This is a genomic window from Nocardia ninae NBRC 108245 (assembly GCF_007990755.1).
Taxonomy (GTDB): domain Bacteria; phylum Actinomycetota; class Actinomycetes; order Mycobacteriales; family Mycobacteriaceae; genus Nocardia; species Nocardia ninae.
The window spans coordinates 1-15,506 of the sequence record NZ_BJXA01000010.1; the positions used below are offsets into that span (position 1 = coordinate 1).

Below are 15,506 nucleotides of genomic sequence, written 5' to 3' on the forward strand. Positions count from 1 at the left end.
ACCGCCGTGCCGTCGGCGAGCAGCCTGCGGGCGGTCGCGCCGCCCTGCTTGCCGGTGGCTCCGGTGACCAGGACGAGGTTGTGCTGAGGGGACATGCGTGCCTTCTCTGTCGATAGAATCGGGTCGGGCGACCCGCATTTCGGACCATACGGGCGCTGGGACCCGGTTCGCCAGGTCAGGCAACGGAAGGCCGTAACGAAATGAGTGCTCCGAGCCCTGCCGCGCGGGCCGACGCCAGACGTAACCGCGCGCTCGTACTGGCGGCCGCGCAGCGGGCATTCGCCGAACACGGCCCGTCAGTCTCGCTGGCCGAGGTGGCCCGACGGGCCGGCGTCGGGGCGGGCACCGTCTATCGGCACTTTCCGACGAAAGTCGATCTGCTGGAAGCGGTTATGCAGCAGCGGGTCGACCGGCTGGCGAAGCTGGCCGCCGCCTACCTCGATGCGCCGGATCCCGGTGCGGCCTTCTTCGAGTTCTGCACCGAGGTGGTGGTGTCGACACCGGGCAATGAGGCGCTGTGCGAACTGGTGCAATCCGACGACGGCTGGCCGCGGGCTTTGCTGATGAGCGCGGGGGAGCGCTTCCATCGGGCGCTGGGGGCGTTGCTGCTGGCCGCACAGCGGCAAGGCACCGTTCGCAGCGATGTCGAGGTGCCCGATGTGCTGGCCATTTTCACCGGCTGTGTTGCCATACAACGGCTTCGGCGGTCCGAAGGGCTCGATCGCGCGGCCGCGTTGGTCCTCGACGCGATGCGCGCCACCTCGACCGTAACGAATCGCTCGACGGACGCTGATATGCGTAACGAATCAGCGGATAGTAACGAAACCGGCGACCCGCACTGCCCGGTATGCGACGCGCGGGTTCGGCACACCGGAACCGGCCGCCGCCCTCGCTACTGCTCGGCGGCGTGCCGCCAAAAAGCGCACCGCCAACGCGCCGCCGCCCGGCGGCCGTGATCGACGGGACATAGCGGCGGGCCCGAGCGGCTTGTCGCCGACGCCCTGTCCCGTCGATCGTGAAGGGGTCCGGGGCTGTGATTTGAATCGCTTTGTCTGGGGACGGGACCGGATGGCGCATAAGCGACATGTGCCATCGGCGGCCGTGGCCCGGATGGGCGGGCTTACAAGAGGTCGCTGACGTCGTTGGGGACGTCTACGGCGTACTTACGCAGGATGTCCATCGAGATCACTTCCAGGGCATTTTCGTGCGTGGCGGCCAGCACTACGGGTGCGGCGACACCGTCCTCATGCGCGTGTAGCCATCGCACGGCCACTACGCACCACCGGTCTCCTGGCTGCAAGCCCGGAAAGTTGTTCTCCGGGCGCGGCGTACTCAGATCGTTGCCGATAGACGCCTGGTGCTCCAGGAATTCGGCCGTGACGACGGTGCACACGGTGTGGCTACCGAGATCCTCCGGCCCGGTGCTGCAGCAGCCGTCCCGGTAGAAGCCGGTGAGAGGATCGGTGCCGCACTCTTCCAGCGGCCCCCCAAGCACGTTTCGATCGGTCACGTCGCCGATCCTATTGCCACCTCGCGAGAAGTTCCGCAGGACAAGAAATCTCGGGGGTTGTGTCTCTGCGCCGGGGCGGCGTGGTAAAGCGGGCCGGTCCGTTCTGCAAGGATGGGCGCGTGAGTGCCGAAGCCTGGATCCTGATCGCCGTGGCCGCTGCCCTGCTGCTCGTGGTGCTTGTCGTCGGTTTTGTCCGATACAAGCGCTCGCGGGTGTCACTGACGCCGCCTACCGCCGACAAAGAGCTGACCGACAAGTCGGGTGGCTATGCGGCGTCCGGTGGGTTCAGTTTCAGTCAGGGTGGCACCGCGACCAGGCCCGAGCCGTTGCCGGTGGAGCGGACCGACACCGACGGCCAGCCGCACGTCGGTGACGACGCGGCCATTCCGCGGGACGCGCACAAGCGGGGGATCACCAACGTTCCGCTGCCGGAGGCCGACATCGTCGAGGCGCCGGAAACCGAGTCGGCCGGAGCCGATACCGCAGCGGACACGGAAACCGCGCCGAAGGGGACCGCAGGGGCGGGAGAAACCGGCACGGCCGGATCGGAAACCGCTCCCGCCGGACCCAGTACTGCCTCCGCGGGTTCGAGTGCCACGGCTGCCGAATCCGATGCTGCGGCGGCAAAGGAGTCTGGCACGGCGGCCACCGGATCCGGCGCTGCGGCTGCTGAATCCGGCACTGCGCCGGTCGAGTCGGGCACCGCGCCTGCTGACTCGGCCACTGCTGAATCCAGCACTACCCCTGCCGAATCCGCCACCACCGCCGCTGACTCGGGTACCGCCCCGGCCGGTTCGAAAGCCCCGACCGGACCGACCAAAGCCAGGAAGGGCACCGGCACGGCTCCGTCCGGCACGGACGCGACCGCAGCCGGCACAGCCCCCGCCGCACCCGACACCGCCGCCGGCGCCGAAGCCCCCATCCCTCTCGAGGACATCGACCCCACCGCAGGCCGCCTCGTCCGTCTGCGCGGCCGCCTGTCCCGCTCCCAGAACGCGGTCGGCAAGAGCCTGCTCGGCCTGCTCGGCGGCGGCGACCTCGATGACGAGTCGTGGGAAGAGGTTGAGGACACCCTGGTGCTCGCCGACCTGGGCACCGCAAGCACGGCCGCCGTGGTGGCCCGGCTGCGCGCGGAGATGGCCTCCCGCAGTGTCCGCACCCCCGAGGCGGCCCGCGCGGTGCTGCGCGACGTGCTGATCGAGGCCCTGCGCCCGGAACTCGACCGCTCGATTCGCGCCCTGCCGCACCCCGACCACCCGTCGATCCTGCTCGTCGTCGGCGTCAACGGCACCGGAAAGACCACCACCACCGGCAAACTCGCGCGCGTACTCGTCGCCGACGGCCGTCGCGTGCTGCTCGGCGCGGCCGACACCTTCCGCGCCGCCGCCGCCGACCAGCTGCAGACCTGGGGTGAGCGCGTCGGCGCCGACACCATCCGCGGCAAGGAGTCCGCCGACCCGGCCGCCGTCGCCTTCGACGCGGTGACCGCGGGCATCGAGCGCGGTGTCGACGCCGTCCTCATCGACACCGCGGGCCGCCTGCACACCAAGACCGGCCTGATGGACGAGCTCGGCAAGGTCAAGCGCGTCGTAGAGAAGAAGGCCGCCGTCGACGAGGTGCTGCTCGTGCTCGACGCGACAGTCGGCCAGAACGGCCTGATGCAGGCCCGCGTCTTCGCCGAGGTGGTCGACATCACCGGTGTGGTCCTCACCAAGCTCGACGGCACCGCCAAGGGCGGCATCGTCTTCCAGGTCCAGCACGAGCTCGGCGTGCCGGTGAAACTGGTCGGCCTCGGCGAGGGCGCCGACGACCTGGCACCCTTCGAGCCCGGCGCGTTCGTGGACGCACTGCTCGGCTGAGTCACGCTGTCAGCGTCCGGTAGGGGAGCCCGCTCTTCCACTACCGGACGCCGTCGCGATCCTGGGTGAGAGTTCCGCCGTAATCCACCCTCGGCTCAGCGAATCGTCGGATGACCCGCACCCGGCGACGAAATATTTCTCCCCGCCCGTGGTGTTTGCGGCGAAACGCATCGCAAACGGAATGTTTGCTAGCTCTACTCGCCAGTAGCCGCAAATCCCTTTTGTCCGGAGTCACCTTCCGACCGGCGCGAAAACTTGCCGGTTAAACCACGAAACGTGGAAGCAACACAACTGGCCCATCCGTTCACGCAGGCGAAACACGCCAGCTCTGTGGATGAAACACCAAGTGAGGACCCTTCTGTGCAGGTCCATTTGCCGGAGTCGGCAGGGCCCGAGATGAGGAGGACTTCAAGGTGGCATTTCCCCTTACCGGTGCACCGGACACCGGTGACACCGCATGGATGCTGGCGAGCTCAGCGCTCGTATTGTTGATGACGCCCGGTCTGGCGTTCTTCTACGGCGGCATGGTCCGTTCGAAGAACGTGCTGAACATGATCATGATGAGCGTCAGCGCCATGGGCCTCGTCGGCGTGCTCTGGTCGCTGTACGGATACTCGATGGCATTCGGTGACAACAAGTTCGGCGTTATCGGCGATCCCGCTCAGTTCTTCGGACTGAAGGGATTGATCGGCGGTAACGCGGTAGCCGAGGTCAAGGACGCGAGTGGCACCGTCACCACGGCGGCCACCGACATCCCGCTGCTCGGCACCATTCCGATGACGGTGTTCGTCGCGTTCCAGCTGATGTTCGCCATCATCACGGTCGCTCTCATCTCGGGCGCGGTCGCCGACCGCCTGAAGTTCGGTTCCTGGCTGCTGTTCGCCGGCATCTGGGTCACCGTCGTCTACTTCCCGGTCGCGCACTGGGTCTTCGACTTCGACGCCAAGGACGCCGACGGCAACGTCATCCACGAGGGCGGCTGGATCGCCAACAAGCTGATGGCGGTCGACTTCGCCGGTGGTACCGCGGTGCACATCAACGCCGGTGCCGCCGCACTCGCCCTCGTGCTGGTGCTCGGCAAGCGCAAGGGCTGGCCTGCTACCCCGTTCCGCCCGCACAACCTGCCGTTCGTCATGCTCGGCGCCGGTCTGCTGTGGTTCGGCTGGTTCGGCTTCAACGCGGGCTCCGCGCTCACCTCGGGTGGCCTGGCCGGGTCGACCTTCGTCATCACCGCCATCGCGACGGCGGCGGGCCTGCTGGCCTGGATCCTGGTGGAGAAGTTCCGTGACGGTAAGCCGACCTCGCTCGGCGCGGCCTCGGGCATCGTGGCCGGTCTGGTCGCCATCACCCCGGCCTGCTCCTCGGTGAACGTGCTCGGCGCGCTCGCCATCGGTGGCGTCGCCGGCGCGCTGTGTGCCCTGGCGGTGGGCCTGAAGTACAAGTTCGGCTTCGACGACTCGCTCGACGTGGTCGGCGTGCACCTGGTCGGCGGCATCGTCGGCACCTTGATGATCGGCCTGGTCGCCGCGCCCGAGACCGGTGCGGCCAAGACCGGCCTGTTCTACGGCGGCGGCATCGACCAGCTGTGGCGTCAGGCGGTGGGCGCCGGTGTGGTGCTTGCCTTCTCCTTCATCGCCAGCCTGATCATTGCCTATATCGTGAAGTTCACCATTGGGCTGCGCGCGAGCGACGAAGCCGAGTCGGTGGGCTTGGACGAGTCCGAGCACGCGGAAACCGCCTACGATTTCGCCGCTGTGGGCAACACGGCACGTTCGGCCGTCAAGGAGGCATGACGAACATGAAACTGATCACCGCAATCGTCAAACCGTTCACACTCGAGGACGTCAAGACCGGGCTCGAGCAGGCGGGCGTGCTCGGCATGACTGTCAGCGAAGTCCAGGGTTACGGCCGCCAGAAGGGGCACACCGAGGTCTACCGCGGTGCGGAGTACTCCGTGGATTTCGTGCCCAAGGTGCGGGTCGAGGTGGTCGTCGACGACGCGTCCGTGGAGAAGGTCGTCGAGGTGATCGTGGAGGCCTCGCGCACCGGCAAGATCGGTGACGGCAAGGTCTGGGTGACTCCGGTCGACACGATCATCCGAGTGCGGACCGGCGAACGCGGTACCGACGCTCTGTAGGACAGATATCGATCGAGCGGCGGCCCCGCCTCCCACCGGCGTACCGGTCGGGGCGGGGCCGCGGCGCATGGATGGGCGGTGGGTTGTGGGTAGTGACGAGCACGGCGGTGACCGAACGGTGGCCGGAGACGCCAACGGCGGCAAGGTATCCAATGGAGCGGCCGATCTGGTCCGCGCTCGAACCCAACTGCTCGACGGCGGCATGCCACGCAATCCGCGCCTCGACGCCGAGTCCCTGCGGCAAGCCCTGGTCGATCTCTACGAACTGTGGCTGACCAGCAAAGGCGCCGAACTCGGCATCACCAGGGACAGCGGCCTCGCCGTCGTCGCGGTGGGCGGGCTCGGCCGCCGGGAGATGCTGCCGTACTCCGATCTGGACCTGGTGCTGCTGCACGACGACGTGGACCCGGCCAGGGTCGCCGAGGTCGCCGATCAGCTCTGGTATCCGCTGTGGGACGCCCACATCAAGCTCGATCACAGCGTGCGGACCGTCCCGCAGGCGCTGCGGGTGGCGTCCGACGATCTCATCGCCGCGCTCGGCATGCTCGAGGCCAGGCACATCGTCGGCGACCAGGATTTGAGCGATCTGCTGATCGGCGGGGTGCGCCGGGAATGGCGGACCGGCATCCGCACCCGGTTCGACGAGCTGATCGCCCAGGCCGAGGCGCGCTGGCAGCGCAGCGGCGAGATCGCGCACCGCGCCGAACCCGACCTGAAGAACGGGCGCGGCGGCCTCCGCGACATCCAGCTGCTCGACGCCCTCGCCATCGCCCAATTGACCGACGCCATGCCGGGGCTCGGCCCCGAGGTGCCCGGTGGCGGTCTGCGCCAAGCACATCGGCGTTTGCTGGATGTTCGCACCGAGCTGCATCGGGTGGCCGGTCGAGCCCGGGACCAGCTGCGCGCCCAGGATGCCGACGAGATCGGCGCGGCGCTGCGCATCGGCGACCGATTCGATCTGGCGCGCACGCTCAGCGACTCCGCGCGCACGGTGAGCTACTCGGTGGACGTCGGATTGCGTACCGCGGCAAACGCTTTGCCGCGCCGCGGCTTGGCCCGGCTGCGCCGTATGCCGGTGCGCCGACCGCTCGATGAGGGGGTGGTCGAGCACGCGGGCGAGGTGGTGCTGGCCAGGGACGCGCGGCCGCAGCGCGACCCGGGGCTCATCCTGCGGGTGGCGTCCGCCTCGGCGCAGACCGGGCTGCCGATGTCGGCCACCACGCTGAACCGGCTCTCCGAGGACGCGCCCGAACTGCGCGAGCCGTGGCCCAAGGACGCCCTCAACGACCTGCTGGTGCTGCTGGGCGCGGGCCGGGGTGCCATCGATGCGATCGAGGCACTCGACCGAACGGGCTTGTGGGGCAGGCTACTTCCGGAATGGGGCGCCGTCCGCGACCTACCGCCGCGCGACGCGCTGCACACCTGGACCGTCGACCGTCATCTGATGGAGACGGTGTCCTACGCCAGCGCGATGAGCACCCGCGTCGCCCGGCCGGACCTGCTCGCCCTCGGCGCGTTGCTGCACGACATCGGCAAGGGCCGCGCGGGCGACCACAGCGTCGTCGGCGCGGAACTGGCCACCCACATCGGCCGTCGGCTCGGCCTCTGGCCGTCGGACGTGCGCACGCTCAGCGCCATGGTGCGCCATCACCTGCTGCTCCCGGACACCGCGACCCGCCGCGACCTGGCCGACCCGGCCACCGTCCAGCGCGTGGTCGACCTGCTCGACGGCGACCCGGAACTGCTGGAACTGCTGCACACCCTGGCCGAGGCGGATTCGCTGGCCACCGGCCCCGGCGTCTGGGGCGACTGGAAGGCCTCGCTCATCGGCGACCTCGTGCGCCGCTGCCGCCTGGTGATGGCAGGCGGCGAGCTACCCGAGCCCGAACCGATCGCGCCGGAACTGGTCGCCAAGGCCGCCTCGGGCGGCGTGCACGTCGAATTGAAGCCGGGGGAGGGCAAATACATCTACACGGTCACGGTGATCGCGCCGGACGCCGCGGGCCTGCTCTCCGACGCCGCCGGGGTGCTCGCGCTGCACTCGTTGCGGGTGCTTTCGGCCTCGCTCGGCGTCGAAGGTGACTCCGCCATCGACACCTTCGTGGTGTCGCCGAAGTTCGGTGACCCGCCGGATGCCGGACTGTTGCGCCAGGAACTCATCCGCGCCATCGCCGGTGATCTGGACGTGGCGGCGGTGCTGGCGAAGCGCGAGCGCGAGGCCGGTGGCATCGGCCCCGGCCAGTACGCCCAGGCGCAACCGAGGGTGCTCTGGTCCGGCACCTCGGTCCCCGGTCAAGTGCTGCTCGAGCTGCGCGCCGAGGACCGGATCGGGGTATTGAGCAGGCTCGCCGCCGCACTGGAGGCCTGCGGAGCCGACGTGCGCTGGGCAAAGGTTGTGACCATGGGCTCGGCGGTCGTCGACACTTTCTGCGTCGACCTCGGCAGCGAGGACACCCCGGACCGCCGTGCGGCCATCGAGAAGGCGATGCTCGCGGTCGTGCCGCGGCCCGCACCGAAGAAGCCGGAGAACGGAATGCCGGGTCCGGAGATCATCGGTTCCTGACCGGTACCTGCGGTAACCAATCTGTTGCACGTGATTTGCTGGAACCCATATCTCGAGGCCCCCTCACGTTCTAGTATCAGAGCGTCTGGCTATCGCTAGCATGAGGGGAGCACGTCGGTGGCAATTGAAGTTGTTTCGGCGTCGATGATGACGAGCGACGAGACCACGCATATGGCGCGGTGCGTCGGCGAAGATCGCTGGGTTGTTTCCTGGCTACCGGGTCGCACATTGTCCGGACAACAGGCTGTGACCGCCATGACCATCGCCTCCACGGTCGCCAACTCACGAATCCCCACGACCACGGAATGGGCCATTCTCGACGACCTGGCCCTCGAACTGGGCTTGACCGCCCGCGAGGCGGTCTACATGGTGGCCCAGGAAAATCACGACTATCGCAAGACCGTCAAACCGCGTCGCCGTTCCCTCGAATAGGCACGCCACTCGAGTGGGAAACACCTCGACCGGGCAGCGAAGCGGCCCGGTCGATTTCTCGCGTGTTCGCGCAGAGCGCGAATGCGCGGGGCCGCCCCGTGCGCGGCCAGGCCGGTGATCCCATTACCCTGGGAGACAATTGACGTCCCCCGAGATCAGGAGCGCGATCGGTGTTCGAATCCCTGTCCGACCGGCTTACCGGTGCCCTCAAGGATCTGCGCGGTAAGGGGCGTCTGTCACCGGCCGACATCGACGCCACCTGTCGCGAGATCCGGCTAGCCCTGCTCGAAGCCGACGTCGCGCTGCCGGTGGTCCGCGGTTTCATCGCCCGGATCAAGGAGCGCGCCAAGGGCGCCGAGGTCTCCGCTGCGCTGAATCCGGCCCAGCAGGTCGTCAAGATCGTCAACGAGGAACTCGTCGGGATCCTCGGCGGCGAGACCCGGCGGATCACCCTGGCCAAGACCCCGCCGACCGTGATCATGCTCGCCGGTCTGCAGGGTGCCGGTAAGACGACCCTCGCCGGCAAGCTCGCCAAATGGCTGAAGGGACAAGGACATCAGCCGTTGCTGGTGGCCTGCGACCTGCAGCGTCCCGGCGCCGTCACCCAGCTGCAGGTGGTCGGTGAGCGCGCAGGTGTGCCCGTGTTCGCACCGCACGGCGGCACCTCCATCGGCGGTGGCGACAACGCGCTCGGTGTCAGCGCCGCCGACCCGGTCGTGGTCGCCCGCGGCGGTATCGAGGAGGCCCGCGCCAAGCAGTACGACGTGGTCATCGTCGACACCGCCGGTCGTCTCGGCATCGACGAAGAGCTGATGCGCCAGGCCGCGGGCATCCGCGACGCCGTGCAGCCGGACGAGACGCTGTTCGTGCTCGACGCGATGATCGGTCAGGACGCGGTCAGCACCGCCGAGGCCTTCCGCGACGGCGTCGGCTTCACCGGTGTGGTGCTCACCAAGCTCGACGGCGACGCCCGCGGTGGCGCCGCGCTGTCGGTGCGCGAGGTGACCGGCGCGCCGATCATGTTCGCCTCCACCGGTGAGAAGCTCGAGGACTTCGACGTCTTCCACCCGGACCGGATGGCCAGCCGCATCCTCGGCATGGGCGACGTTCTCAGCCTGATCGAGCACGCCGAGCAGATCTACGACCAGGAACAAGCCGAGGAAGCCGCCCGCAAGATCGGCAGCGGCGAGATGACGCTCGAGGACTTCCTCGATCAGATGCTCGCCATCCGCAAGATGGGCCCGATCGGCAACCTGCTCGGCATGCTGCCCGGCGCGGGCCAGATGAAGGACGCGCTCGCCGCCGTCGACGACAAGTCGCTGGACCGGGTGCAGGCCATCATCCGCGGCATGACCCCGGCCGAACGGGCCAACCCGAAGATCATCAACGCCTCCCGCAGGCTGCGCATCGCCAACGGCTCCGGCGTGCAGGTCTCCGAGGTCAACCAGCTCGTCGACCGCTTCTTCGAGGCGAAGAAGATGATGGCGATGATGGGCCGCCAGATGGGTATGCCCGGCTCGCGGCGCGCCAACAACAAAAAAGGCAAGAAGGGCAAGAAGGGTGGCCGCGGCCCCACGCCGCCGAAGGTGCGCGGTGGCATGCCGGGCCTGCCCGCGGGGATGCCGGGGATGCCCGCCGGAATGCCGGACCTCTCCAACATGCCCGCCGGGTTGGACCAGTTGCCGCCCGGACTCGAAGGGTTCGATCTGTCGAAGTTGAAGTTCCCGAAGAAGTAGACGCCCGAACGCCGCTCTGCACCGAGATCGCCGGTGCGGGGCGGCGTTTCGTTTCGCAGGCGGGCCCGCTGTGCGCCGCCTCTCCGCATGCCGCCGCCTCGTCTCGCGCCGCCGCGCCGACCCCTCGGCGCATGCAGTTATCGGCGCGGCCGCCGTGGGCTGCGGTTTGATGCGTGACTGTCACGGGGCGTGGACGTTAGGTTGGAGACAGCCGACGTCGTCTGGAGGTTGCTGTGCATCTGCGAGGTGTGGTTCTCCCCGGGGAGGAAGTCCGCGATCTGTGGGTGCGGGACGGGCTGGTGTCGTTCGAACCGGTACCCGGCGCTGAAACACTGTGCCGCACAGGGTGGATCGTGCCCGGCCTGGTCGACGCGCACTGCCACGTCGGGATCCGCTACGGCGGCGGCGACGAGGATCACGACGGCGCCATCGCGCAGGCCGAGACCGAACGCGACGCCGGTGCGCTGCTGTTGCGCGACGCCGGCTCGCCCATCGACACCCGGTTCATCGATGACCACGAGGAACTGCCGCGGATCATCCGCGCGGGCCGCCACATCGCCCGCCCGCGCCGCTACATCCGCGAGCTGGGCATCGAACTCGACGACGAGCGCGACCTGCCGGAGATCGTCGCCGAGCAGGCCCGCTTCGGCGACGGCTGGGTGAAGATCGTCGGCGACTGGATCGATCGCTCCGTCGGCGACCTGCGTCCGCTGTGGAGCGACGCCATCCTCAAGGAGGCGATCGCCGCCGCCCATGCCAACGGCGCCCGCGTCACCGCCCACGTCTTCGGCGAGGACGCGCTACCCGGCCTGATCGACGCGGGGATCGACTGCCTCGAGCACGGCACCGGTCTCACCGACGACACCATCGAGATGATGGTCGAGCACGGCACCGCTCTCGTGCCGACCCTCGTCAATATCGACACCTTCCCCGAAATCGCCGACAGCGCAGGTAAATTCCCCACCTACGCCGCGCACATGCGCGACCTGCACCGCCGGGTCCGCGGCACCGTGGCCAACGCCCACGACGCGGGTGTGCCGATCTTCGCGGGCACCGACGCGGGCGGATCCATCCGGCACGGTCGTATCGCCGACGAGATTACCGCCCTCGCCGGAGCGGGCCTGTCCGCACACGACGCCCTCGGCGCCGCCTCCTGGAACGCCCGCACGTGGCTCGGCCGCCCCAGCATCGAACACGGCGCCCCCGCCGACTTCGTTGTCTACCAAGAAGATCCGCGCACCCACCCCGAGACGCTCACCACCCCGTATGCGGTAGTCCTGCGCGGCCGCTTGTATGCCGACCACACGCCCGTCACCGGCCACCGGTAGTCGACCGGAAACCGGCGCTGCGATTACCGCCACCATTTTCCGGTGATCATGATCGCGTCTCGGGTGCCCGCGTAGGGTCAGGTGATATGAGCATTCGCCTCGGTTATCAGATGCCCAACTTCAGTTACGGCACGCCAGTTCGCGAGTTGTTCCCGACCGTTGTCGCGCAGGCCAGGGAGGCCGAGGCGGCGGGGTTCGACACGGTGTTCGTGATGGACCATTTCTATCAGTTGCCCGGCCTCGGTGAACCGGAGGATCCGATGCTGGAGGCCTATACCGCGCTGGCTGGAATCGCCGCATCGACGGAGCGAATTCAATTGTCCGCGTTGGTGACCGGCAATACCTATCGCAATCCGGCTTTGCTCGCGAAGACCGTCACCACGCTCGATCTGGTCAGTGCCGGCCGCGCGATTCTCGGCATCGGCGCGGGCTGGTTCGAGCTGGAGCACAAATCCTATGGCTTCGAATTCGGAACTTTCACCGAGCGTTTCGAGCGGCTCGGCGAGGCGTTGCAGATCATCGAGCCGATGCTGCGCGGCAAGCGTTCCACCTTCGACGGCAAGTGGTATCACACCGACGACGCCATCAACGAGCCGCAGCTGCGCGACGATCTGCCGATCATGCTCGGCGGCGCGGGGGAGAAGAAGACCTTCGCGCTGGCCGCCCGCCATGCCGACCACCTCAACATCATCTGCAATGCCTCGGAGCTGCCGCGGAAGATGGCGGCTTTGCATCAGCGCTGCGCCGAGATCGGCCGTGATCCGGCCACGATGGAGGTGAGCTACCTGTGCTTCCTGATGGTCGACGAGGATGGCGACCAGGCGCGCGAACAGCAACGGGACTTCTTGCGCAGCATCGATATCGATCTGTCCACGCTGTCCGAGGAGGAACGCGAGCAGACCGTCGCCGACCGTCAGTTCGTCGGCACGCCCGATGAGGTTGCCGAACAGTTGCAGACCAGGGTGCTCGACCATGGTGTGCAGGGCATCATCGTGAACATGGTGACCAACGGTCACGAACCCGGCGCGGTCGAGCTCGCCGGACGCACCCTTGCTCCGCTGGTCCGCTGAGTATCGAAGGCCCTGAAAAGTGTTGGGGCGCGAAAACTTCTGGGCTCGATAGACTTGGTCTTGTGACGACGACCACACCGCGGCGCGCGTCCTACGGCTTCGACGCGCCGCCGGTCATGCTCACATTGGGTGTCCTCGCGGTCGGCTTTCTTGCGGCCGCCGTCGGCAACGCGGTGGTCGGCAATGCCGCACCGGCCTGGCTGACCTTGCTGGGCGGTCTCGCCATGGCCGTGCAGTTCGGACTGTTCCTGCACGCGACCCGGCGCGGAAAGTTCCGCGCCTGGGAACGCCTGCTCGACGATCTCAGGCTGCGCGGCGACGAGCGCCTGCTCGACCTGGGCTGCGGTCGCGGCGCGGTGCTGCTCGCGGCTGCGAAACGGCTACCCAAGGGACGCGCGGTCGGCATCGATCTGTGGCGCTCCGTCGACCAGTCCGGCAACAGTCTCGCAACCACCGAGCGGAACGCCGTGGCCGAAAACGTCGCCGACCGCGTCGAATTGCACACCGGCGACATGACCGCCCTGCCGTTCCGCGACGGCGAATTCGACGTGATCGTCTCCAGCCTCGCCATCCACAACATCAAAGCCCCCGCGCGCCGGGCCGCCGCCGTGCGCGAGGCACTGCGCGTGCTCCGCCCCGGCGGGCACCTCGTGCTGGTCGACATCGGCCGGACCGGCGAATACGAGTCCACGTTGTCTGCGAACGGCGCGGAGACGCTCACCGCGCGCACCCTCGGCTGGCAGCTGTGGTGGGGCGGGCCATGGACGAAGACGCACGCGCTCACTGCCGAGGCTCCGCCCGCGACTTGAGCGCGAGGGACGGCGGAATCCCGCGGTGCCGATGAATTCCGTTGGCGCGGCACGTCTTCAGTAGAAGACGCATTCCCGACCGGCAGGAGCAGCGATGCGGGACCTGATAGTGACCGAGAACATCACCCTGGACGGCGTGATCGAGGCCGCGGACTGGTTCGCGGTGGCCAACGCCGAAGGGGTGGATCAGTCCGACCTCACGGCGGTGCTCGGCACGCACATGGCGAACTCCGACGCGGTGCTGTTCGGCCGCGTCTCCTTCGAGGAGATGCGCGGGTACTGGCCGAAGCAGATCGACGACCCGACCGGCGTCACCGACCACCTGAACAAGACGACGAAATACGTCGTGTCGAGCACCATGGAGGACCCCGAGTGGGAGAACACGGTCATCCTGCGCGGTGTGGACGACCTCCGCGCCGTGCGTGAGCAGCCGGGCAAGGACATCGTCGCGACCGGCAGCATCCAGCTGGTGCACGCCCTCATCGCCGCCGACCTGGTCGACGAGTACCGTCTGTTCGTTTACCCGGTGGTCCAGGGCACAGGCAGGCGTTTGTTCGCCGATGCCGCGCGTATCCCGTCGTTGCTCCTCGTAGAGACGCACCCGTTCAACTCCGGCGTGGTGCTGCTGCGTTACCGGCGGCCGTAGCGGGGCCGGCCTGTCTCCAGGTACGCGATTTCTGGTGGCGGTGACCCATCTGGCACAATGAACAACCGTCCTTCCGGACAAGTGTCAGCCCGTCTCCGGTTACGTACCGCGCGGCGGTCACACACTCCATGCGCTAAACCGGGCTCGCAGACCGTGCGGGTCGCTGAATTGCGCCGTGACCAACCTACGAAAGAGGCAGAACAAGCATGGCTGTTCGCATCAAGCTCACCCGCCTGGGCAAGATCCGCAACCCGCAGTACCGCATCGTCGTCGCCGACGCGCGCACCCGCCGGGACGGCCGGTCCATCGAGTCCATCGGCCTGTACCACCCGAAGGAAGAGCCGTCGCTCATCGAGATCGATTCCGAGCGCGCTCAGTACTGGCTGAGTGTCGGCGCGCAGCCGACCGAGCCCGTCCAGCGCCTGCTGGAGATCACCGGCGATTGGCAGAAGTTCAAGGGCCTGCCGGGCACCGAGGGCACCCTGAAGACCAAGGCTGAGAAGACGTCCAAGCTGGACCTGTTCAACGCCGCGCTGGCCGCCGCCGACAACGGCCCGACCAACGAGGCCGTCACCCCGAAGAAGAAGGCCGCCAAGAAGGAAGAGGCCGCCGAGGCGCCCGCCGCTGCCGAGGCCGCTGAGTAATGAGTGCTGTCGTCGCCGATGCCGTCGAACATTTGGTTCGCGGCATCGTCGCCAATCCCGATGACGTCCGCGTCGAGCTGATCACCGGCCGCCGCGGACGCACCGTCGAGGTGCATGTGCACCCCGACGACCTGGGCAAGGTGATCGGTCGCGGCGGTCGTACCGCGACCGCGCTGCGCACCCTCGTCGCCGGCATCGGCGGCCGGGGCATCCGGGTCGACGTGGTCGACACCGATCAGTAGATGGAACTTGTCGTAGGACGGGTCGCCAAGTCGCACGGCGTGCGCGGTGAACTGGTCGTCGAGATACGCACCGATGATCCCGCGGCCCGGTTCGCGCCGGGCAGCACGCTGCGCGGACGGCTGCCGCGATCCAAAGAAGTCCACGACTTCACCGTGGAGTCGGCTCGGGAGCACTCGGGCCGGCTTCTGGTGTTTCTCGCCGGCGTCGCCGGCCGGGACGCGGCCGACGCGTTGCGCGGCACGCTGTTCGTGGTGGACAGCGAGGACCTGCCGCCGTCCGACGACCCGGACGAGTACTACGACCACGAACTCGAGGGGCTGACCGTCCAGCTCACCGACGCGACCGTGGTCGGCACCGTGCGCGAAGTGCTGCATTCCGCTGCGGGAGAACTGCTTTCGGTGACCGCCGCGGAAGACGGCCGGGAGATCCTGATCCCCTTCGTCACCGCCATCGTGCCAACGGTGTCCCTCGCGGACCGGCTGATCGTCATCGATCCGCCCGAAGGACTCCTCGATCCGGAATGAGGTCG

At 68.2% G+C, this 15,506-nt stretch carries 15 protein-coding genes; 14 read left to right on the forward strand and 1 reads right to left on the reverse strand.

The features are described 5' to 3' along the window. Window positions 1–200: 200 nt before the first annotated feature. A complete protein-coding gene (locus NN4_RS09975; RefSeq protein WP_147129658.1) occupies window positions 201–956 on the forward strand; it encodes a TetR/AcrR family transcriptional regulator in 756 nt (251 codons plus the stop codon). A 164-nt stretch (window positions 957–1,120) separates the two neighbouring features. Here the strand turns inward: NN4_RS09975 and NN4_RS09980 are convergent, their stop codons facing one another. Beyond that, window positions 1,121–1,510, reverse strand: a complete 390-nt coding sequence (locus tag NN4_RS09980) for a DUF2237 family protein (RefSeq protein WP_040737431.1) — start codon at window positions 1,508–1,510, stop codon at window positions 1,121–1,123. Window positions 1,511–1,629: 119 nt separating this feature from the next. Here NN4_RS09980 and ftsY point away from each other — a divergent pair, with 119 nt between their 5' ends. The 13 genes from ftsY (at window position 1,630) to rimM (ending at window position 15,501) form a co-directional block, all read left to right on the forward strand. Next, window positions 1,630–3,369 carry a signal recognition particle-docking protein FtsY gene (ftsY, locus tag NN4_RS09985; protein ID WP_147129659.1) on the forward strand — a complete coding sequence of 580 codons (1,740 nt, stop codon included), beginning with the start codon at window positions 1,630–1,632 and terminating at the stop codon, window positions 3,367–3,369. Window positions 3,370–3,782: 413 nt separating this feature from the next. Next, window positions 3,783–5,162, forward strand: a complete 1,380-nt coding sequence (locus NN4_RS09990) for an ammonium transporter (RefSeq protein WP_246180804.1) — start codon at window positions 3,783–3,785, stop codon at window positions 5,160–5,162. A gap of 5 nt (window positions 5,163–5,167) precedes the next feature. After that, window positions 5,168–5,506: a P-II family nitrogen regulator gene (locus NN4_RS09995; protein WP_107660780.1), complete on the forward strand. Its 339-nt coding sequence runs from the start codon at window positions 5,168–5,170 to the stop codon at window positions 5,504–5,506. Between the two features lie 85 nt (window positions 5,507–5,591). After that, on the forward strand, window positions 5,592–8,069 hold the full coding sequence (locus tag NN4_RS10000; protein ID WP_371865638.1) for a [protein-PII] uridylyltransferase: 2,478 nt from the start codon (window positions 5,592–5,594) through the stop codon (window positions 8,067–8,069). Window positions 8,070–8,186: 117 nt separating this feature from the next. After that, on the forward strand, window positions 8,187–8,501 hold the full coding sequence (locus NN4_RS10005) for a hypothetical protein (RefSeq protein ID WP_308633306.1): 315 nt from the start codon (window positions 8,187–8,189) through the stop codon (window positions 8,499–8,501). 170 nt (window positions 8,502–8,671) lie between these two features. Next, window positions 8,672–10,237 carry a signal recognition particle protein gene (gene ffh, locus NN4_RS10010; RefSeq protein ID WP_107658395.1) on the forward strand — a complete coding sequence of 522 codons (1,566 nt, stop codon included), beginning with the start codon at window positions 8,672–8,674 and terminating at the stop codon, window positions 10,235–10,237. Between the two features lie 233 nt (window positions 10,238–10,470). Continuing rightward, window positions 10,471–11,565, forward strand: a complete 1,095-nt coding sequence (locus NN4_RS10015; RefSeq protein WP_147129660.1) for an amidohydrolase family protein — start codon at window positions 10,471–10,473, stop codon at window positions 11,563–11,565. Window positions 11,566–11,651: 86 nt separating this feature from the next. Then, window positions 11,652–12,635, forward strand: a complete 984-nt coding sequence (locus NN4_RS10020) for an LLM class F420-dependent oxidoreductase (RefSeq protein ID WP_147129661.1) — start codon at window positions 11,652–11,654, stop codon at window positions 12,633–12,635. A 62-nt stretch (window positions 12,636–12,697) separates the two neighbouring features. Then, complete coding sequence (locus NN4_RS10025) at window positions 12,698–13,444, forward strand: class I SAM-dependent methyltransferase (RefSeq protein WP_147129662.1); 747 nt, start codon at window positions 12,698–12,700, stop codon at window positions 13,442–13,444. A gap of 94 nt (window positions 13,445–13,538) precedes the next feature. Continuing rightward, entirely contained in the window at window positions 13,539–14,090 is a 552-nt protein-coding gene (locus NN4_RS10030; RefSeq protein WP_147129663.1) for a dihydrofolate reductase family protein, read from the forward strand. Window positions 14,091–14,296: 206 nt separating this feature from the next. Then, a complete protein-coding gene (rpsP, locus tag NN4_RS10035) occupies window positions 14,297–14,734 on the forward strand; it encodes a 30S ribosomal protein S16 (RefSeq protein ID WP_147129664.1) in 438 nt (145 codons plus the stop codon). Further along, window positions 14,734–14,976, forward strand: a complete 243-nt coding sequence (locus NN4_RS10040; RefSeq protein WP_011210690.1) for an RNA-binding protein — start codon at window positions 14,734–14,736, stop codon at window positions 14,974–14,976. Before rpsP ends, NN4_RS10040 begins: the two co-directional genes overlap by 1 nt. Next, window positions 14,977–15,501: a ribosome maturation factor RimM gene (rimM, locus tag NN4_RS10045; protein ID WP_147129665.1), complete on the forward strand. Its 525-nt coding sequence runs from the start codon at window positions 14,977–14,979 to the stop codon at window positions 15,499–15,501. It abuts the gene before it with no gap. Window positions 15,502–15,506: the final 5 nt, after the last annotated feature.